Raw genomic sequence first — 21,392 nt, forward strand, 5'->3', positions numbered from 1 at the left:
GGTTTTGGTATTAATGGGTTACAAGATAATTGAGACTGTTCTCCGTCATCTTTTTGATGTTATCCTGAAACGAGTTGGGCTGGCTCGGATTTCCGTTCACGGTTTCATTGTACCAGTCGTAGGCACCTGTACAGATGACCATACATTTTTTGTTGGCCGTTCCGCCGGGAAATTCAGCAATAGCAACACGTCCGTCCAAAGTATTATCCCAAGCCTCGCTGGCAATATTATTACCACCTGTCTGGCTTCTCCAGCCTGCACCATTTACGTAACCACCCCAATCCGGAAGGAACCACCACGCCGTATGATTCAAACGGAATGTCCCTTTCTCAAGCAGATTCGCTTTCCCGGATTCGTACGTCTGAAGACCATCGAAAACCGGATGATTCTCATATCCTTTGAAAGAGATTCCCCAATCACTTCCTGTATCTATAAATCCGTTTGGAAGAAAATCTCCAAAAACATTATTCGGTCCTTTTCCTGCAGGAACTATTCCCAATGCGTCAACGTATTGTGCAGCAAAGCTTGTAAGCAAAATATTTCCTCCGCCATTAAGATAAGTCTTGATTTTGGAAGTTACATTTGTATTCAGCGCATCGCCCGGCAGAGCGGTAGCCGAGTCAAAATGCCACCAGATCACATTAATTCCCGTAAGATTGGCTGCACCACTTGCGACATCAGCCATCGAAACGTACACTGCCCCTGAATATTTTCCAAAAAGCCAGTCAGAAGCTGCAATCTCATCCGGATTTGTCAATCCTGTTCTTGTAGCAGCCATTCCAAGGAATGCAACAGACGGTCCGGAAACAGGCGTTGTTACTTTAGCCGTATACACTTCCGTTATACTGCCATTAGAAACAGTAAACGAAACCGGACTAGTAAAATTAATGGTTGCTCCCGATGCAGGATTGATGCTGACACCATTTCCGGTTTCTATTACCGGCTGCAATGCGGTAAGATTTGTTCCCTCCGGCATTGTAAGAGAAATGGTTTTGCTCGAATTATTAATTGTTGCGGATAATCCGTTGATCTTAAAGCTGATAATCGGATCCTGAGCTTTTACAGTGACCAGATAATCTTTGTAGATGTTGCCATTTTTTACTTTGAATTTAACCGGCTGTGAAAAATCAACTGTTGCTCCTGAGATCGGCGAAACTACAGCACCCTGCGGAATTTCAATAACCGGAGCCAATGCCTTAACGCTTGTATCGTAAGGAAGCGTAACCGTGATTTTATCATTTTTATGGTCAATTTCCCCTGAAACACCATTCACGCTGAAAGAAGAAACATTGACTGAAACATCCGTAACAAGTCCATCTTCCACCTGACTGTCGCAAGACCAGATAAAAGCCGCAAACATCAGCAGAATGATGATCATATGAGTTTTCTTGAATATCGTTTTCATTTGTATCTTGTTTTAGTATCCATTATTTTGTTTGTACAGTCCCTGGCTGAAATTGATTTGAGCCAATGGAATTGGGCAATATTCTTCGATTCCATGGTCAAATCCTGCCTGAGAATAGTAAGCCCTTTTTGTTTTTTCGCCGGAATAATAGGTATTCATCGTTCCTGCCGTAGTTCCCCATCTCACAAGGTCAAAGAAACGGCTTCCTTCCATGGCAAACTCCATTCTTCTCTCCCATCGCAACGCTTTTCTTGCAAAATCCTGGTTCCAGGTGCAGTTCACGCCCGGTTCATATTTGCTGATCAAATTGTTGGTGGTGTAACTTCCTGTAAGAACTGTACTATTGGCAGCTCTCTGTCTCACCTGGTTGATTAATGGCAACGCTTCGTTGATTTGTCCGAGTTCAATTAAGGCTTCGGCTTTCATCAGCAAAACATCGGAATATCTTATGATGATTCTGTTTTTGGAATTTCCGTAAAAAGGGTCTACATTCACAGTACAGCCACATCCTACAGGTACATTTTCCTTCAATGAAGAATAATATCCATAGGTTCCCGGACTTCTGCTCCAGCTTTCCTGAAAGATTTTGTTTTCTTCGTATTTCCAAGGCAGTCCGGGCAAGGCAACGGTGTGATACAATCTCGGATCCACTTTGTAACTGTTTAGTTGATTGTAATTCAGATCCACATCATTAAAAGTATCGAACATCGGTAATCCCTGAGGTGTCGTTTTGAATGCGTTCACCAGATTCTGGCTCGGCTTATGAAAATCGCAGCATCCCAAACCTTGTGGCAGAGAAAGTACATCACCGTAATTGAGCCTTCCGAAAAGCGTTCCGTCATTGTCAGAATATTGAATGGAAAAAACTGCTTCCGGACCGTTTTCGTGTGCTCCCGGCATAAAATTATATCCAAAATCCGGCTCCAATGAGTAATTTCCGATCACCTGATTGGCAGCATCAATAGATTTCTGAAGCGTTACAGGATTTACCTGTGTTACCGTATAGTTATCATCCTGTTCATACGCCTGATACAGCCTTACTTTAGCAAGATAAGCATAAGCAGCACTTTTCTTTGGTCTTCCGACTTCTGACTGTGTTGCAGGCAGATTAGCCGCAGCGAATTCAAAATTAGAAGCAATCGCTTCCCATAACTGTTGGTCGTTCTTTGCCCTGTTGGAGATTTTCGGATAATCTTCAATTGGTGTATTTTCATCGACATAAGGCACATATTTAAATAACGTTTTCAGCAAAAAGTAGTAATGTCCTCTTACGAAACTCATCTCGGCAATCCGCTTTTGCTTGTTCGGGTATTCTGAATCTGAAAGCTGTTTAAGAGCTGCAATTGCTTTGTTACATCTGGAAATCCCTACATAATTGAGATACCATAACCTGTCTAATTCGCCAAAATCCGAACGGATGTTGTTTGAAATTTCAAAAAAGTGAAAGGTCTGGATATCATTGGTTCCGCTTCCTCCTTTGTACGCATCATCAGAACGGACATTCCCATAAGGCCAAAGACTGAAAGGGGTATCATAATGGTCGTTTCCAAGAGATGCATAGGCTGCAACCACAAAACCATCCACATTCTGAGGCGTTACAACATCGGTCTCTGACAGGACACCTCTCGGCTCATTGTCCAGAAAATCGTTGCAGGAAGTAGTTCCCAGCAAAAAGGCAAAAGCTATTGTTAAAAGTATATTCTTTTTCATTTTTTATTATTTAAAAATTATAGGGAAAAATTAACTCCAAAATTGAATGTCAGTGGTAACGGATAACCAAATGCCGGTGTTTCAGGATCTATTCCTGTAAAGCTTTTCGATTTTATTGTCCAAAGATTCTGAACACTTGCATACATCCTGAAATTAACAATGTTATAATGTTCCATTAAAGATTTCGGAAACGTGTAGCCCAACTGTAAAACCCTCAGCTTCAGGTAGCTTCCACTTTCCACATAATACGATGAGAATCTGGATTCTGCATTGCTGTCCACCGTCGTAAGCGCAGGAATATCCGAATTGGGATTCTGCGGCGACCAAGCATTCAGAAGCCTTGTCCCTTTATTGGAACCTACATCATCCACGCTCCAGAAGTCAGTCTGGTATTTTTTTGAATTGATGACATCTACATCACCGATGCCCTGCCAGAATGTTGAAAGATCAAAGTTTTTATATGAAAAGTTGAGATTGATACCATACATAAATCCGGGATTCGGATTGCCAATCCACGTTCTGTCTTTGTCATTAATTATTCCGTCACCATTTAAATCCACATAGCGAATTCTTCCCAAACCTTTACCTGACTGAGTTGCAGAATTATCCACCTCTGCCTGAGTCCTGAAAAGTCCATCAGCAACATAACCGTACATTGAGTTGACCGGGCGTCCCAAGATATTATCCGTTGTTCCGTTTCCACCGTAATTGTTGATAACGGATTGAGGAAGTTCGGTAATTTTGTTACGGTTCATCGAGATGTTTCCTGAAACCTCGTAGCGGAAACCACCTGCGGTTTCATTCTGATAAGACAATGCAACTTCAATCCCTTTATTCTCCATAGATGCACCATTGATCCATCGGTCTCCTCCTTCTCCGATCACACCCAGATAAGGTGGCAATACCAGGATATCTTTTGTTGCTTTTTTATAAACATCGACACTTCCCGTCAGTTTTTGATTAAAGAATCCGAAATCCAGACCGAGATTGGTCTGCGTGGTGGTTTCCCATCTCAGGTCATCATTTTTTGTTTGAGTTGCGATAAATCCTGATGGCAGTAATCCGCTTCCAACACCGGAAATATCGTAAGCCGTACCGTAAGATGTTGCCCACGTTGGATTTCCTCCTGCATAATTTGCTATATACAGTGAATACACCGCTGAATTGCTGATTTCCTGATTTCCGGTCTGTCCCCAACCTGCTCTTAATCTCAAATCTGAGAAAAAAGGAATCAGATTTTCTGCAAAATGTTCTTTATTGATTCTCCAACCTGCCGAGAATGCAGGAAAAGTTCCGAAACGGTTATTTTTACCGAACCTTGAAGAGCCGTCATAACGCATAGTTGCAGAGAACAGATAGCGGTTGTCATAATCGTAAGAGAATTTTCCGAAGTAGGACAGCAGACTGTAATACGTGGAGCTTCCACCGTTGAAAGCATCTCCTGTTCCCGCATCAGGATACATATAATCCGGTGTTTCTATCAGGAATCCTTCTTTTCTCAGCCAGGTATTTTTATATGTATCCTTGTACATTTCCATTCCGCCCAAAACATCAAAATGGTGTTTTCCTGCTTTTGCGGTGTATTGTGCTGTATTTGACCAAGTCCATTTTTCGGTGTCTGACTGGTCGATGTTCACTGCATTGGTTTTGTTTTGCAGGTAACCCGAAACATAGCTTCTCTGCAGCATTCTTTTGTAATAATTGGAAAGATCGATTCCGAAGCTGGATTTTAAGGTCAGATTTTTCACAGGCTGCAATTCGGCATAAACGTTTCCGAAGAATCTTTGGTATTGGTAACCGTTGTCTTTATTGTATTCCAAAAGTCTGACAGGATTCTGTCTGTCATTCATTCCGCCAACTGGTCCGCCCCACCCGATTCCGTCTACAGTATGAACCGGAATGATGGGCAAAGCACGTAAAGCAGGATCTAAAACGCCCGGATCCATCAGCTCATTGGTTTTATTGAAAGTGAAATTTTCTCCGATTTTCAGCTTTCCATCGAAAAAGTTATACGAGGTATTGACACGGGCAGATAGTCTTTTGAAATTGGTCAATTTCACGATTCCTTCATTATCATAATATCCCAGAGAGAAATAATAAGAACCTTTATCCGAAGAGCTGGAGGCAGCAACATCCAAAGAATTTGCGACACCGGTCTGCGAAACCTCATCGTACCAGTTGGTATTGGCTGATTTTATCGTTTTTCCGGCATCCAGATATTCCGGAACGTTGCTGTTAAATAAGGTTGGAACACCATTCTGAACACCCCAGTCAAAACTGTAGCTCAAATTATTGCTATTCGGGTTCAGTCCGTCATTGATGTTCGCCTGCCAAAGTACCTGTCCGAATTGTTTTGCATTCAGAACTTCTGTTTTCTTTGCATATTGTGAATACGCAGTATAATAATTGAGGTCGATTCTCATCTTCCCTTTTTTTCCTTTTTTGGTAGTGATAATGATCACACCATTGGCAGCCCTGGAACCGTAGATACTTGCTGAAGAAGCATCTTTCAGTACCTGCATCGATTCGATATCACTTGGGTTAAGCTCGTGCATCCCTGCTTTTGTGGGAACACCGTCTATTACATATAACGGATCTGTATTGTTCAAGGTTCCAACCCCACGAATCAGGACTTTTGTATTACCGCCCGAAGGAGATCCATCTGCTGTAATGTTAACTCCCGCTACCCTTCCCTGCAAAGATTTGATCGGATTGGGTTCGGCCTGCTTGTTCAGGTCTTTCATATCCACCACGGAAACCGCACCGGTAATGTCTGCTTTTTTCTGCTTGGTATATCCGGTTACGATCACCTCATCTATGCTTTTTATTTTCTCTGCAGCTAAAACGATATTAAGAACCGTCTTTTCATCTACCAAAACTTCGCGGGTGGAATAATCCGGATACGTGAAAATTAAAGTATTTCCTTTTTGCAGGTCGTTGATCTGAAATGCACCGCTGCTGTCTGTGGTAGTATTGGCTCCTGTTTCCGAAACGGTAACGATAACCCCGCTCAACGGTTTCTGATTTGAGGAAACTACCTTGCCTTTAATGACTTCCTGCGCAAATACATACGAAAAAGGCAGAAGGCAAAAGGCGATGGCTATTTTGTATTTCTTCATAGTATAGTTTTTTATTTGATATTAATCTGATGAGCATTGAAGTTCATTGTACTTCCTTTGGTATCTGTGGATACACTCAGTTCCGAAAAGCTTTCATTAGGGAAAAATATTTCGGTCATTACTTTTTCGCCGTTATTGAAGAAAATTTCGATGGAAGTTTTATCCAATACAATTTTGAACGTTGCATTTTGGTAGTTTTTTGCTAATGGTGCTTTTGAAATTCTGTCTGCAAAATTGTTCTTAAAATCTGTTTTCCCGGATTTCGTACGGTCAATAAAAAGTTCCTGATTATTATTATCAATTCCGAAAATCACTTGTTCCCCCAATGAATTTTTCAAAGCAAAAGTGTACACTCCTTTGGTCATTTTTTTGAAATCGACATCTATAACCGCTTTGGAAAGATCTATTTCTCCTTTGCTGATGAGCTTTTTATCAGAAACAAGGTTAATTTCTTTTTTAACTGCCTTCCCTTTGTAATTTTTAAGCTGGGAAACAGGAATATTTTTCAGAATGTAACCATCTTTTGATCTTTTCAAAGTCACTTCACGAGGAATAGTAGAACTTCCTCTCCATTTTTCGGTTGGCACATTCGGTGAATAATCCCAGTTTGACATCCATCCGATAATTACTCTCTTGTTATCCGGAACATTATCAAACGAGACACTCGCATAATTATCTCGCCCCCAATCAAGCCAGGCCACTTTTTCCTTTTCGAGCTGCTTTGTAAAAACATCATCCATTTTGAAGGTTTTTCCGTCAAAATCACCTACAAAATACTGTGCAGCAGAACCGCCGTTTGGACCACCCGGATTGATGTTGACGATAAGCACCCATTTTTCCTCATTGGTTCCTTCTACCTTTATAGGGAAAAGGTCCGGACATTCCCAAACACCGCCGTGACCGCCTAAATCTTTACCAAATTCTGAAAGGAAAGTCCAGTCTTTCAAATTTTTTGAGGCATAAAAATGCTGTCTGTCCTGCGCTGCCACTCCCATTATCCATTGACTTCTTTTCGCATCCCAGAAAACTTTCGGATCCCGGAAATCTTTGATCCCCGGATTTTTCAATACCGGATTATTGCTGTATTTGGTCCAGGTTTTTCCATTATCCAAAGAATAAGCTATAGCCTGAGACTGTGCATCGATTGCTCCAGCCTGCTCTTTTTTCATATCGTGATAGGTAAAAATAGCGACCACAGGAGTATTCTTTCCATCACCGAAACCTGATGTATTATCCTTATCCACAACTGCGCTTCCTGAGAATATGGCACCCTTTTCATCATAGGCAATGGCAGGAGCCAGTTCTTCCCATTTGATAAGATCTTTACTGATGGCGTGACCCCAGTGCATCTTACTGAAATCTGGAACACTTTGAAACGGTGTATACTGGTAAAATAAGTGATAGGTTCCGTTGAGATAAAACATTCCGTTTGGATCATTCATCCAGCCTTTTTGAGGTGTAAAATGGTAATTGGGTCTGTAAAGCTGCTCTTCAGACTTTTGCGAAACCGACTGTGCATTGAGCCCGGAATAAAACGTGGCAGCGATGATTAAAGTTGATATGATTTTCTTCATTATGATTATTTTAATAGGAAATTTTTGAATTATTTTAAAGACACATTAATCAATTTAAATAGGTGTTCTTCCCAATGATTATATAGATTTGCAAATCTATTTCGTCAGTGTTTTGCTTAATTTTTCAAGTGATATACCTTTTGTCTCCGGCATCATAAACATCACGAATAATAATTGGAACACCATTGCAACGGTAAAGACCAAAAACACGGTCCCTGCTCCGATGGTGGAAAATAATGTAGGAATCAATGATGGAATGATCGCTGCCAGAAGCCAGTGTGTGGAACTTCCGAAAGCCTGTCCAGATGCGCGAAGATGATTCGGGAAAATCTCTGAAATAAAAACCCAAATCACTGTTCCCTGTCCAATAGCGTGAGAAGCAATAAAAAGGAACAGGAAAATAGGAATCGCCAATCCTGACCAATGGAAGTAAAACGCCAGAGAAACCAGCCCTAAAGAAATGATATACCCAACTGAACCCAAATACATCAGTGTTCTTCTTCCTACTTTATCAATCAGATTGACTCCAACCAAAGTGAAAACCATATTTACGACACCAATACCGATACTGCTGAGAAGTGCTGTTTTCTCTCCCAAACCTGCTTCTCCAAAAATCCTTGGTGCATAATACAAGAATGCATTAATCCCCGACATCTGGTTGAAAAAGGCTACCAGAAAAGCCAATATTAGCGGAAAACGGTATTTTTTCATAAAGATATTTTCCTTTGGCGATTCGGCGTGGTCATCTTCCATCTGTGTGATCAAGGTATCAGAATCCTGATCCGGGCTTAGGATTTTCATCACTTTTTTCGCTTCATCTATTCTGGATTTGGAAACCAGCCATCTCGGACTTTCCGGAATGGTGAATACACATAATGTATAAATGGCTGCAGGAATTGCCTGCACACCCAGCATCCATCTCCAATCGTTGTCGCCGATTCCGCTTAATAAATAATTTGATAAAAATGCAATCAGAATCCCAAGGACAATATTGAACTGATACAGGGAAACCATTCTGCCACGGTCTTTTGCAGGCGCAATCTCTGAAATATAAGCCGGTGCAGCAATCGTAGAAGCACCAACGCCCAAACCACCCATAAACCTGAAAAATGCAAACAGATAAGGATCATTGGAAAGCGCAGTCCCTATCGCAGAAAACGCATATAATACACCAATAATCAAGAGCGTTTTTTTGCGTCCTAATGTATTAGTTGGTATTCCACCGAAAATGGCGCCTATCACTGTACCCCACAATGCCATTCCCATTACGACTGCTCCGTGAAATGCATCTGAGCTGCCCCAGAGTGTCTGCAGTTTTTTGTCTGCGCCGGAAATCACTACCACATCAAATCCGAAAAGAAATCCTGCCAAAGCTGCCGTGATAGACCACATAAGAATTTTATTCATCTGTTAAAATATTTATTTGTTTGTGGCTAATATATCCCGGGGCGGCAATGCGAGGGTTTAATTATGTAACTAAATATTTCGGCAAGGTTAACTATTTGTTAATTAATTATAACTAGCTAAATATCAATAATTTATTTGGAAATAATTTTATTAAAGTTTAATCAGGTTACAAAAATGTAACATTGTTTTATAAAAATGTTACATGCATTTTGGAGTATTTAAGGTTTAAGAACAATTAATGTAATGAAGATTTTAACCAAAAAAAGGGTCAAGGTGTATCGTTTTTGGATCAAGAACTCTTGAGAATTACAATTCCTATGAAAAGCTGTTTATTTTTCCGAATGAAGGTGCATTGTTGGGAAAGTGTAATAAAAAAACAGCAATTTGATTTACTGCTGCTCAATATTGTAAAAATATTAGATGTGAAAATTGATTTTAAATATAAATTAGGCTTTAAATTTTGTCACTATAATATTGTATTCAAATATGTAATCATTTGGTTTTGCACTTTTTTATCATTCATTCCCTGCAGACTTTCTAAAAGCATTAGGGGATATGCCAAATTTATTTTTAAAAACAGTGGAGAAATAATTCGGGGAAGAAAAACCGGTTTTGTAGGCAATCTCAGAAATCGTCAGTTCGGGATTTTGTAGCATTGATTTGGCCTGTTCAAGACGGAAATTGTTGATATAATCGCTCACATTCACATCAAACATTGCTTTTATTTTTTCTATACAACTGAATTCTGGAAATATTGAGCAGGTCTGCAAGATTTTCTACTGAAAAATCAGGATTGTCGATATTTGTTTTGATGAGTTGATTGAGATTGTTCACAAAAGTTTGCTCTATGCTTCCGAACGATTTGCTGTCTACAATTCTACCGATATTGTTTGTATAGTAATAACGTAACTTTTCGCGGTTGTAAAGCAACGCACGCAGCGACTGTATCAGAATCGGGTAACTGAAAGGTTTTGTGAGATAAAGGTCAACACCGGATTTCAGTCCTTGAAGATAAGATTCTTTATTATCCAAAGCGGTCAGAAGAATGACCGGAATATGGGATGTACGAAGGTCATTTTTTAGTATTTCACAGATTTCAAAGCCATTTTTGTCCGGAAGATTGACATCACAGACGATAATATCAGGAATTTCGCTCAAAGCCTTATCAATCGCATCTGTACCGTCAGAAACCATCACTTCAAATTCATTCTGAAGCTTTTTGCTTAAAAAGAAGGACAAATCCGAATTATCCTCCACCAAAAGAAGCGAGTAACGTTCGCCCTGAGATTCCTGATTTTGGGTAATCGTCCCGTCTTCCAATCCCGTAAAAACAGCTTCTGTTACAAGTCTTTCAGCACCTGCGAGACTAGGTTCTTTTACCATCTGGTCTTCGTTAAAATGCTTATTTCCTTTATAAAGACTGATGATAAATTCTGTTCCCTGAAAAGAGCTCACTTCTATCTTCCCAAGATGAAGCTCAATGAATTGTCTGCTAAGATGAAGCCCGATTCCAGAACTGTTTTTTCTGTTGTTGGAACCTTTAAAATATGCTTCGAAGACATTACTGATCTCTTTTTCGGGGATTCCGATCCCGTTATCTTTAAAGCTGATCACCGCCTGATTTCCTTTTTCCTGAATCATGATTTCAATCTTTCCATTGTCCGGCGTAAATTTGAAAGCATTGGACAACAGGTTGAAATAGACTTTATCCATCAGGTTTCTGTCGATATAAAGCTCAAGGTTTTTATTCTGTGAATGAATTTCGAATTTGATATTTCTTTTCTTAGCTTCATTTTCAAAATCACGAAAAATGGCATACGTAAAATCGTAAATATTCGTCTTGGAAACTCTCAGATTAAAAGTTTGATTTTCTATTTTTCTAAAATCCAGTAGGTTATCTACCAATCTTAATAATCTGTTGGAGTTTTTATTGATCAGCTCCAATTCATAGGGTGGTTTTATCCCTTTGGTTTTGCCGGAATCCATCAAAGATTCCAATGAACTGAGAATAAGTGTAATTGGAGTTTTAAATTCGTGAGACAATCCCGTGAAAAAATTAACCCTCGCTTCATTACTGTCTTTCAACTCATTGGCAATGGTTTCAATCTGGTTTCGTTGAATAGTAATTCTCTCGTTGGTAAGGGTAAGCTGCTTATTTTTTATCTTGATGGCATAGATAAGGTAAATAGCATAGGCAACCAGGCAAAACATCAATATCAGCAATATTACAGACCATCGGAACAATTCTTTTTGTGAGGAATAAAGCTCGATCTGTTTTTTTACTGCCTGTACCTGATTTTCTATAACGCCCTGCTGCTCAATAATTTTATCAAACTGATTGCGCATAATTTCCGCATTCATCCGGTCGATAATCGTTGTGCTGAGTTTAATGCGTTTGGGAACGGCAACACCGTTATAAATCTTAATCGCAGTCTCGATCGCTTCTGCTCCGCCAGTCGGATACAATAAAGTGGCGTTCAGTTTTCCGTCCAGAACCATTTGTATTCCGCCGTCTTTTGTATTCAGTCCGTCAACGCCGATAAATTTAATTTGATTTTCCAAACCCGTATTCCTTGCAACCTGCCACGCATTGGTGGCAAGCTCATCATTAAAAGCAAAAACGTACAGACTTTGATTTCCCAGGGAATCCAACGTTTTCCGAAAAGCATCAACAGGAAGGCCTCTGAATGTTTTTATAAGATCTGTGCTGGGATTGCTTTTGATGATTTCCTGAAAGCCTAGGCTTCTTTCTATGGTTGGGGAAGATTGGTCATCACCTTTTATTTCGATTATTTTTTTATCATTTTTGGAATCTGAAAGAATGTAATTGGCCGCTTCTTTACCAATCTCCAAGTTGTCGGCACCTATGTAGGTTGTATATTTTTCTGAATTGATCTTCCTGTCGAGCAAAATAACCGGAATATGTTTGGTAGCTGCTTTTTCCACCACAGGAACCAAGGATTCGGGATCAATGGGTGAGATGATAATCACATCCGCCTTACGATCAATCATTTTTTGTATGTCCTGAACCTGCTTGCTAACCGAATTTTCTGCTTTCTGGATATTGAGCTCTACTTCGGAATGGAGTGATGCCTGTATCTCCATCGAATGGTTCATTGCCAATCTCCAGGGATGATTTCCCAAGCCCTGTGAAAATCCGATCCTGATTTTGTCAGAAGTTTTCTGAGATTCTTTACAAGAAAAAAACACTAGGAAAAAAAGAAGAAATAATATTCTATAAGCCTTAGGAAAACCGAAAACTTTCAAAAATTTCATTGTTAACATATTAACACAATATTAATAAAGTTGATGCAGACAGGCAATTTTTAATGATAGTATTTTGTATTAAATCTTCTGTATTGAGTATGTGTATATATTTTTAATAATTTAAAGTTTATACTTGCTGTAACAATAAAAGCTGAAGTGGGTGACTTCAGCTTCTGTAATAGAAATTGTATTTAGTTATTGCTTATTCTTTGCCTGTAATTACATTGCGGGTACAGCTCCGATTTGAGTTAGTAAACCAAGCAAGTCAGGTTGTCCTACTTCTTCTATGATCTGGTTTTCAGACAAACGATAAAAATTCATTGCGCTAACTGCAATCTGTTTTCCGGTTGCGGGTACGTTAAAAAAAGTTCCTTTATGAGTTCCTTTCATGGTAAACCTAACCGCTACTTTATCATTCTCAGCAATCATTTCTTCAATACTCCACTGAATATCCGGAAAGCCGTTGCGCATCATTCCGATAATCGTCAAATAACCTTTAGGACCCTGCAATGGGTCGGCCTGGAAAGGTACGTGGAAACTTGCTGCCGGGCTTATTAACTGTTGTGCCAGATCTTCGTCAGCAGTATTGATGAACTGTACAAATTGATTAAAAAATTGTTTTGTTGCTTCCATTTCTATTTTTTTAGTTTGTAATATCGATTGGTTTTATCATGCAAAGATGGTTCACAATTGTCTTTCCAGCTCATAAACAAGCTTAAGAAATAGTCTTAATATAGTTTAAGAATACCTATTATTTTAATACTCTGTTTTTCCTGATCTTGCTGAGAAATTCAGGGGTGATACCAAGATAGGAAGCTATCTGAGTATTGGGTAATCTTGAAGCAAGTTCGGTATATTGTTCCAGGAAATCCCCATACCGTTGCTCTGCATTTGAACTGAAATTTTGTAACAAACGGTTTTGAAGCTCAATGAATTTTTCCTCCACGATTACCCGAAAGTTTCTGTCAAATTTTGGTGAATTCACAAAAAGATAAAGCAGGTCCTGCTTCTCAATTTGCAGAATGGTCGAAGGTTCAATTGCCTCTATGAACAGTTTGCTTGGTTTTCCTGAATAGAAACTTCCCAGATCAGCAACCCAATCGTTTTCTGCTGCAAACATCAGATTATGTTCCGTCCCTTTTTCATCGATCCCGTACATTTTAAAGCAGCCTTTCTCAACAAACGTATAATGTTTGCAAACGAAGCCTTCCTGCAAGATCATTTGTCTCCGTTTTATGTTTCTGGGTTTTATTCTTTCGGCAAGCAAATTGATCTCCTCAGAATTTAGAGGAAGGTATTTTTTAAAATATTCGATTAATGGTTGTATCGTCAACTTTTTAATATTGATTAAGATGAGTATTTAAATAATTTGCCACTTTACAAAATATTATAAAACTGAACTGCAAAAAATCCCGATATAAATATAGAAGATTTGTGACTCTCTGTTTAAAAAACTTCTGTAAAAGATACGCCAAATTATTAAAATTTCTTAAAGATAATAGATAACACAAGTAAATTCCAACGGAAATGCATACTGTCAAACTCAATAGCAAAATGATAAGTACATTAAGCTTACCTTCTATTTTTGTATTGATATCGGGTTCTTTGCCTTCCTCAACGATTTGTCTTTATATTGTACTTCAGTTCCAGAAAAAACGCCCTTATTACAAGAGCGCTTCAGGAAGAATATTAAATCTTCAACTTTTTATTTTAAAATAATTTATTTTGCCAAATAGGTCATACCTCCATCAACAAGCAATTCAGCACCCAGCATAAATGAAGAATCTTCAGAAGCTAAAAATACTGCAACTTTGCCAATATCGTACGGCTTCCCTATCCTACCAGCCGGTACGACTTCTGCAAACTGTTGCTTTACTGCATCTATTTGCTCGGCAGGAATAAACTTATCAAACGCCGGGGTATCCGTTGTACCGGGAATGATGACATTAGCTCTGATCTTTCTGTCTAGCAGATCACTGGAAAATCCTTTTGCCAAATAAATTACAGCAGATTTTGCTGCACCGTAGAGCGTGAAAGAAGCATAAGCACGATGTGCTGCATTTGAACCGATAAGAATAACAGAACCGCCATTATTCATATATGGCAAAGCTTTTTGAACCGTGAAATAAACAGCCTTTAGATTTAAATTCATTAATTTATCATAATCTTCTTCAGTAGTCGTTGCCACAGTTCCCACAGCCCCGGCCCCGGCATTTGCGACAAGAACATCAATTTTACCAAATTTTTCCGATGTTGTTTTAAATATTCTTTCCAAATCTTCAACTTTGGTCACATCAGCATTAATCGCAATAAAATCATTTCCAAGGAGTGCTATAGCACTATCCAAAGTCTCCTGATTTCTCCCTACAATTGCCCCTACTGCGCCTTCATTTTTTAATGCTTCTGCAATACCAAGACCTATCCCGCTGTTACCGCCGGTGATAACGGCAACTTTGTTTTTTTAATTTACTCATAATTGTACATTTTATAATTTTCAGATATGTTGTTCTGAATTATTGTACAAAGGTATTTCCTCAGTAGAAATGCATTCTTGACCTGAATCATTAAATACACTTGATATAAGTCAATACAAGGCTTTTAACCAAATGAGAATTACTTCACGGAAAGTGTAAAATGGGACTTATTAAACTAAGAATAGAGAAGAGTCTTGTATTTAGTTTTATTTTGAATTTATTTTTTTTCTCAGCCTACTTAAGGTTTCAGGAGATAATCCTAAATAAGAAGCAATCACATTTTGCGGAAAACGCATTAGAAAGTGTGGATAATTACTGACAAAATCTGCATAACGTTCTTCAGCTGTATAACTAATTGCGGCTTGAACCCTTCTTTGATTTGCAATCGCATTATTCTGCTTAATGACCTCCATCATCGCCGAAAAAGCTGGGATAGGTTTAAAAAACTCTTCAACCTGCGCATTTGTCACCTGCAAAACTTCAAGATCCTCCATTGCTTCTATGTTGTATTGGCTTGGAGTTAAATGATAAAAACTTTCAAAATCAGTCAGCCACCAATTCTCAATACTTAATTTAAGGATATTTTCATTTCCTTCTTCATCCACAGAAAATGTTTTGGCAGACCCTTTCACGATAAATCCGGTGTATTTACACACATCGCCTTCTTGCAAAAAATATTGTTTTTTTCTGAACTTCCTGAGTTTCATATGAGTCTCAATCACAAATTTCTCTTCCTCAGAAAGCATTTCTCCGGACAATTTTTGAATATAGTCGTAAAAAACTTCGAAATTGGACATTTACAGGTATTTATTTATACGCAATATACTAAGACGTCGTTTTAAAACAAAATCATTTTTTGGAGAGAAGCCCATTGAAAAACCTTTGTTTAGCTTTAGTAAATGAACCATAAAATTTGAATTTACAATAGATAAAATATCATGCATTGAGTTTACTATTTCACCTATGATAAGTGTGAAATTCTTTGTCCATTTTCCAGGTTTCACCGATATTGAAGCGTAATTGAAAATCCATTAAGGTTCTTAGTATTCTTTATCTTTTGGTTCACATCTAACAAACAGCAAAATTATTTTACTTTATAAAAGGTAAGATTTCATTGTAAGGTTTTCCTGAGATAATTCCATATAATGAAACAAGAAATAAAACAATTATGATGATCAAAAAAACAGGCTTGTACCTAAATACCATCCCTTTCTTCTGCGTATACCTGTAATTGATGAATGTACCTATTAAAAAAACACCAGTGAACAAGAGTATGAAATAATTTACCTGCATATTATAATTTTTTACTTAATACCGCCTTCTCAGGTTCAGAACCACCGTTTTTCTTTTTTTGAATCAATGAATTCATTAAATGTTGTGACCTGTCGTCTGTACTATTTTACTTTGTCTATTCGTACTTCAATAGGATAAATGGATGCTTTCCCGACTTCAAATGATACTTCAACTTTGTCGTTTGTAGAAATCGGTTTGCCTTCGTTATCATAAAATATGGTCTTATCAGATCCACGTCCTGCATCCTCGGGAACAAAAACACTGTTATGCCCGTTTTCCGCCCACTTCATTTCTACAGGAGTGATGGTTTCTCCATCATCACCCGGTGCCGTATTGACATATACTGTTTGTGGTCTGTCAACATACACCGTCATTCCTGCTGAATAATTCAAATAGCCGGTAATCGCAAAACGCTTCCCTTCATTTGCTTCTTTGTCGTCCAAAATTTTTTGTACCGCAGCTTTTGAGGATTCCATTGGCGTCCCCTTTTCACGGTTTTTACCACTTTCAAAATATGAGCACGAACTGACTGTTGATAGTGTTCCTGCAATTACTGCTGTCAGAAATAATGTTTTAGTTTTCATATAGATTTTATTTTGATGTTTTATTAATGAAATAAATCGGCAACTACTTCTTCCAGCTGTTTATGTAACGATCCTGTCTCAGTAGTTTTGACCTTCCGGTTGATTCTCATATCATTTCTAAGTTTGAGATAATCGTCCAATTCATTTTTTGTCGTCACGGGTTTAATCTGATGGAAATTTGAACTGATCCAATAGTCGCCTTTGCATTTATCATCATATAATTCTAAAAAGATAAAATCGTCCTTTTTATCTCCATTGATGTCTTTAATTACGTACGCTGGTATACTGATATCACATCCCTTTACAGTCAACACAGACTGAAACTGTGAAATCATTTGATTGGTCTTAGGGTTTATAAAAAAATAGGTCAATGAAGATGTTTCTTTATTATTTCCCTCTACCATGCAGACTGCCAATACAACCTGTTCCTGATCTACTTTTGTAATATCAGCTTTTTGTAGCGTGGCAGGATTCAACTCACCGTTATAACCATTTATTTTTTTAGGTATCACCTTCTCTGCATATCCGAAAGGATTATTTCTCCAGTCCGGTAATTTACTTTGGATATCCGTTTTGCTTTTTTGTGCATTGATACTTATAAATATCAACAGGAATAAGAAGAATAGCCGTCTTTTAATTTGTCTTATTTCTTTCATCTTTAAATATATTGAATGATTGCTGAATTTTTCAAAGATAGGATCCTGGTAAACTAGTCATTTGGCACTAAAATTCCGTCATCACTCAACTTATCTGGGATCAATTGCAATACAGAAGATCACCGGAACTCATCTTACCTATGACTTGGCTGGCATACTCATTTTTTATAATATAAAGGAAAGCTCTTATGTGAGAATTCTTTTTTCCGTTATTAATCTTCTTATTTTCTTGATCATCTTCAATTTTGATTGTATTGCTTTCATCATCAGTCACTACACAATATTTAATTATTCGGTCTGCTAAACGCCAGGTATAAATATCATAAGGTTTAATAAAAGTTTCTTTGCTAACTTTTGATTTCCCATATTTCTTATCTAATAACTCTACAAATTTTTTAGTTTCTTTTAAAGAGATCTCCCCTGCAACCGCATTAAAAACCATCATCTTATCATCGATAGTGGTTGCAAAATTAATGGCATTAAAATCAAAATCACCAAATCTTGCCAGAACATCTTTATTAGAAAAAATTTCCTGCCTGTATTCAATCCGTATTGGTTTTTCGTTCCCAATAAACTCTCCGTCAGAAATAGTATCAACGCCTATGACCTCAGACTTTATTTGATAATAGTTGTCATACGTTTTGTACTTATCTTTATCTGAGAAATAGGTTGACGTCTTATTATTAAAGTTAAAATTCTGCAATTCTATGACCTTTTCCTTTTTACAACTGGTCAGAAAAAGTAAACAGATGAAAACAAATATGATTTTTCCCATTATTAGTGTTGGATAAAGTTTATTGCTATATTGAAATAAAATTGCCTCTAATATATAAAATATATCTTTTTATTACATTTAATTTATTTTTAATAAAATAATCAACAAACAACTCTACATTCAACAATTAAATAAAAAAAATATAACAACAAATTAAGTAGGACAAAGCCCCGAAAGCTTGTAAGTCTTGTTTAAATTTGGCTCAAAAGATCCAAATCATCTATAAAGTGTTTGAAGATAATCCTGTAGAGGTCACAAACAAAATATGCACAAATTAAAAATCTGTGCATATTTTCATTTATAACTTTAATAATCAATGGATTAAATTATTCCCATTTTCAATTTTCATTCTCTTAATTAATATAATGAACCTACCGATCAGTTAAAATACAAATGATTGAAAATCAAAACATTATTACTTAAAGTGTTATACTAGATAATTGGAAATAAGTTATTGTATTATCTGGAAGCCGCAATTATTACTTCTGCTACTTCCTGTGGATGAGAAATAAATACGGCATGGCTGGCTCCCTTGATTTCAGTGATCTTTGTGCCGGATCTTTTATACATATTTCTTAGAATAATTGGATTAATACTCTTATCAGCCGTCGGTACAATTCCGAATGTCGGTTTTGTATGCCAATCCGCGGATGTCACCACATCTATAAATGATGATCCCAGAATCGGTTTTTGGGAGTGTGCCATAAATTCAGTCTGGTCATGACTAAGGTCTGCAGCAAATCCTGCATGGAATTTCTTCAGATCATAGTACACAAAGCCTTTACTGTCAGGAGGCAAAATGCCTGCTTCAGGAAGTCCGGGTTGAGAAGAATACCATGTATCAGTAGTTTCTCCCTTGTCCGGTTGAAATGCAGTAACGTAAACTAATGATGCAACATTGGCATGTGAACTGGCTTCGGTAATTACGGTACCACCCCATGAGTGCCCCACAAGAACAGCCGGACCATCAAGTCTATCAAGTGCCCTGCGGACAGTCGCATCGTCATCTTTCAGGGAGGTCAATGGAATCTGTGTCACTGTCACATTATATCCGCGTTTTGTCAAAATATCGTAAACGCTTTTCCATCCTGACCCATCAACAAATGCTCCGTGTACAAGCACTATGTTTTTGATTTTTACATTGGTTTCCTTTTTTTGTGCACTCATTTTGTTAAGGCCAAAAAATACAGTTAATAAAACTAAAATTGAAAGTTGAATTTTTTTGATCATGATATTATTAGATTATAGTTGTTGAAGTATTAATATTCCCGTGAACAGCCTTTGAATAAGGACAGGTTTGATGGGCAAGTGCTACCAGCTGTTCTGCTGTCTCTTTGTTGATACCAGGAAGACCGACAAACAACCTTGCCTGTAAAAAATAGGCATCCCCCATCGTTCCAAGATCCACCTCAGCATCTACATAAGTTTCTTTGGGCAGCACTATCCCCAGTTTTTTTGCTGCCAGTCCCAATGCTCCGATATAACAGGCTGACCATCCTGCAGCAAAGAGCTGTTCAGGATTAGTTCCTTTTCCATTTGATCCCGGAGCGGAAAGCAGGATATCCAATTTCTCATCACTGCTTTTTGCATTTCCTTCTCTTCCCCCCACCGTATGGGTTTTAGCTGTGTACAATACGTTTTCGATGTTATTCATTTTTCTGTTATTTTCTTGTTACTGATATTTGATATTGCAAAGTTGGTCTAATTCTGACCCCTTTACAATGGATAGATTTCCCTTTGAATTGCACATTTTTCTCTCAACCTCATTGATTTAATTCTAGTTGAATTTTGAAAACTTACTTATTAGTTTGAAAGTGAGTTTATTTTTTGATCTGAGACATAGAATCTGCCTCAATGATGGCATCTGCAAATGCTTCTGGAGCTTCCTGTGGTAAATTATGCCCTATTCCACCTGTTATCGTGTGATGTATGTATTTTCCAGTGAATTTAGAAGCATAAGTTTCCGGGGCAGGGAATGCAGCTCCGTTTGCATCGCCTTCCAATGTAACTGTTGGAACTGTAATATCCGGAGACTGTGCCAGTTTGGATTCAAATATATCATATTCTTTTTCCCCTTTAGCTAATCCCAGACGCCAACGGTAATTGTGGATTACGATATCAACATGGTCAGGGTTATTAAATGCCCCGGCAGTGCGCTGGTAGGTCTCGTCATTAAAAGCCCATTTTGGTGAAGCGGTCTTCCAGATCAATTTATTGAATGCTGCTGTATTGGCTTTATAACCTTTATATCCCCTTTCAGTTGAAAAGTAATATTGATACCACCATAAAAACTCAGCATTAGGCGGAAGGGGTTTTTCGTTTGCCTTTGGACTTCCAATCAGATATCCGCTAACAGCAACCAGCGCAGTACAGCGCTCAGGCCACAGTGCTGCAATAATATCCGCTGTTCTTGCTCCCCAGTCAAAACCGCCAATAATTGCTTTATCTATTTTTAGAGCATCCATAAAAGAAATGATATCCATTGCCACAGCACTCTGCTGACCGTTGCGTTTTGTATTGGGAGATATAAAGGTGGTGGTTCCGTAACCTCTTAAATACGGTATCAACACTCTATACCCTTTTTCAGCAAGTATAGCAGAGGATTCCTCAAAACTATGGATATCGTATGGCCATCCATGAAGAAGAATCACCGGTTTCCCTGATTTAGGCCCTACTTCTGCATAACCCACATCCAAAAACCCTGCTCTGATCTTTTTTATATTCTGGAAAGCTGATCTGACGGCATCATTTTCTAAGTTTTTTTCGCCGGTGGTCTGGCCTTTTAAAGATGATAATCCTATTCCTGTAAAAATAATCAGCGATAAAGCGACAAGCACTCTTTTACCAAAATTCAATGTTGTATTCATAATATAATCTTTTGTTAGGGGTAAAATTATTTCAAAATAGAAATAGTAAGAAGATCAAATAGGTTGAACAGGTCATATTGAACGTTGAAAACTGATTTTTTAGGGTTAAATCAGACAGGTGTTTATTCGAAAGGATTTAGCCTCATATTTATATAGGGAAAATTGACAATCATACCGGTGATTTACCAGTTCAAAAATTATTAATCAATTTCATGAGATATAAATTTATTTTTCCCACAAATCAAACATTATATTAATTTT

General features: G+C 37.9%; 17 protein-coding genes. All 17 read right to left on the reverse strand.

The window, feature by feature from the left end:
• Nucleotides 1-10: 10 nt before the first annotated feature.
• The gene (locus QF044_RS10775) at nucleotides 11-1,405 is read right to left on the reverse strand and encodes a DUF4960 domain-containing protein (RefSeq protein WP_307266865.1); all 1,395 of its coding nucleotides are present in this window, start codon (nucleotides 1,403-1,405) and stop codon (nucleotides 11-13) included.
• A 12-nt stretch (nucleotides 1,406-1,417) separates the two neighbouring features.
• Nucleotides 1,418-3,115 carry a RagB/SusD family nutrient uptake outer membrane protein gene (locus tag QF044_RS10780; protein WP_307266868.1) on the reverse strand — a complete coding sequence of 566 codons (1,698 nt, stop codon included), beginning with the start codon at nucleotides 3,113-3,115 and terminating at the stop codon, nucleotides 1,418-1,420.
• Between the two features lie 17 nt (nucleotides 3,116-3,132).
• Nucleotides 3,133-6,234, reverse strand: coding sequence for a TonB-dependent receptor (locus tag QF044_RS10785; RefSeq protein WP_307266870.1), 3,102 nt, complete (start codon nucleotides 6,232-6,234; stop codon nucleotides 3,133-3,135).
• Nucleotides 6,235-6,245: 11 nt separating this feature from the next.
• Nucleotides 6,246-7,808, reverse strand: a complete 1,563-nt coding sequence (locus QF044_RS10790; protein WP_307266873.1) for a glycoside hydrolase family 32 protein — start codon at nucleotides 7,806-7,808, stop codon at nucleotides 6,246-6,248.
• Between the two features lie 96 nt (nucleotides 7,809-7,904).
• Nucleotides 7,905-9,215, reverse strand: coding sequence for a sugar porter family MFS transporter (locus QF044_RS10795; RefSeq protein WP_307266875.1), 1,311 nt, complete (start codon nucleotides 9,213-9,215; stop codon nucleotides 7,905-7,907).
• 515 nt (nucleotides 9,216-9,730) lie between these two features.
• The gene (locus tag QF044_RS10800) at nucleotides 9,731-9,931 is read right to left on the reverse strand and encodes an AraC family transcriptional regulator (RefSeq protein ID WP_307266877.1); all 201 of its coding nucleotides are present in this window, start codon (nucleotides 9,929-9,931) and stop codon (nucleotides 9,731-9,733) included.
• Nucleotides 9,924-12,491 carry a substrate-binding domain-containing protein gene (locus tag QF044_RS10805; RefSeq protein ID WP_307266879.1) on the reverse strand — a complete coding sequence of 856 codons (2,568 nt, stop codon included), beginning with the start codon at nucleotides 12,489-12,491 and terminating at the stop codon, nucleotides 9,924-9,926. Before QF044_RS10805 ends, QF044_RS10800 begins: the two co-directional genes overlap by 8 nt.
• 210 nt (nucleotides 12,492-12,701) lie before the next feature.
• A complete protein-coding gene (locus QF044_RS10810; RefSeq protein ID WP_307266880.1) occupies nucleotides 12,702-13,115 on the reverse strand; it encodes an ester cyclase in 414 nt (137 codons plus the stop codon).
• A 118-nt stretch (nucleotides 13,116-13,233) separates the two neighbouring features.
• Entirely contained in the window at nucleotides 13,234-13,815 is a 582-nt protein-coding gene (locus QF044_RS10815; protein ID WP_307266883.1) for a Crp/Fnr family transcriptional regulator, read from the reverse strand.
• A 387-nt stretch (nucleotides 13,816-14,202) separates the two neighbouring features.
• Complete coding sequence (locus tag QF044_RS10820) at nucleotides 14,203-14,925, reverse strand: SDR family NAD(P)-dependent oxidoreductase (RefSeq protein ID WP_307272000.1); 723 nt, start codon at nucleotides 14,923-14,925, stop codon at nucleotides 14,203-14,205.
• Nucleotides 14,926-15,162: 237 nt separating this feature from the next.
• Nucleotides 15,163-15,702, reverse strand: a complete 540-nt coding sequence (locus QF044_RS10825; protein WP_307266885.1) for a Crp/Fnr family transcriptional regulator — start codon at nucleotides 15,700-15,702, stop codon at nucleotides 15,163-15,165.
• 648 nt (nucleotides 15,703-16,350) lie between these two features.
• A complete protein-coding gene (locus QF044_RS10830) occupies nucleotides 16,351-16,833 on the reverse strand; it encodes a hypothetical protein (protein ID WP_307266887.1) in 483 nt (160 codons plus the stop codon).
• Nucleotides 16,834-16,856: 23 nt separating this feature from the next.
• The gene (locus QF044_RS10835; RefSeq protein WP_307266890.1) at nucleotides 16,857-17,489 is read right to left on the reverse strand and encodes a hypothetical protein; all 633 of its coding nucleotides are present in this window, start codon (nucleotides 17,487-17,489) and stop codon (nucleotides 16,857-16,859) included.
• A gap of 100 nt (nucleotides 17,490-17,589) precedes the next feature.
• Entirely contained in the window at nucleotides 17,590-18,264 is a 675-nt protein-coding gene (locus QF044_RS10840) for a hypothetical protein (RefSeq protein WP_307266892.1), read from the reverse strand.
• A 459-nt stretch (nucleotides 18,265-18,723) separates the two neighbouring features.
• Nucleotides 18,724-19,431: an alpha/beta hydrolase gene (locus tag QF044_RS10845; RefSeq protein ID WP_307266895.1), complete on the reverse strand. Its 708-nt coding sequence runs from the start codon at nucleotides 19,429-19,431 to the stop codon at nucleotides 18,724-18,726.
• Between the two features lie 70 nt (nucleotides 19,432-19,501).
• The gene (locus tag QF044_RS10850) at nucleotides 19,502-19,918 is read right to left on the reverse strand and encodes an organic hydroperoxide resistance protein (RefSeq protein ID WP_307266898.1); all 417 of its coding nucleotides are present in this window, start codon (nucleotides 19,916-19,918) and stop codon (nucleotides 19,502-19,504) included.
• A gap of 166 nt (nucleotides 19,919-20,084) precedes the next feature.
• Nucleotides 20,085-21,131, reverse strand: a complete 1,047-nt coding sequence (locus QF044_RS10855; RefSeq protein ID WP_307266902.1) for an alpha/beta fold hydrolase — start codon at nucleotides 21,129-21,131, stop codon at nucleotides 20,085-20,087.
• Nucleotides 21,132-21,392: the final 261 nt, after the last annotated feature.

It is taken from the genome of Chryseobacterium sp. W4I1, from assembly GCF_030816115.1.
Taxonomy (GTDB): Bacteria; Bacteroidota; Bacteroidia; order Flavobacteriales; family Weeksellaceae; genus Chryseobacterium.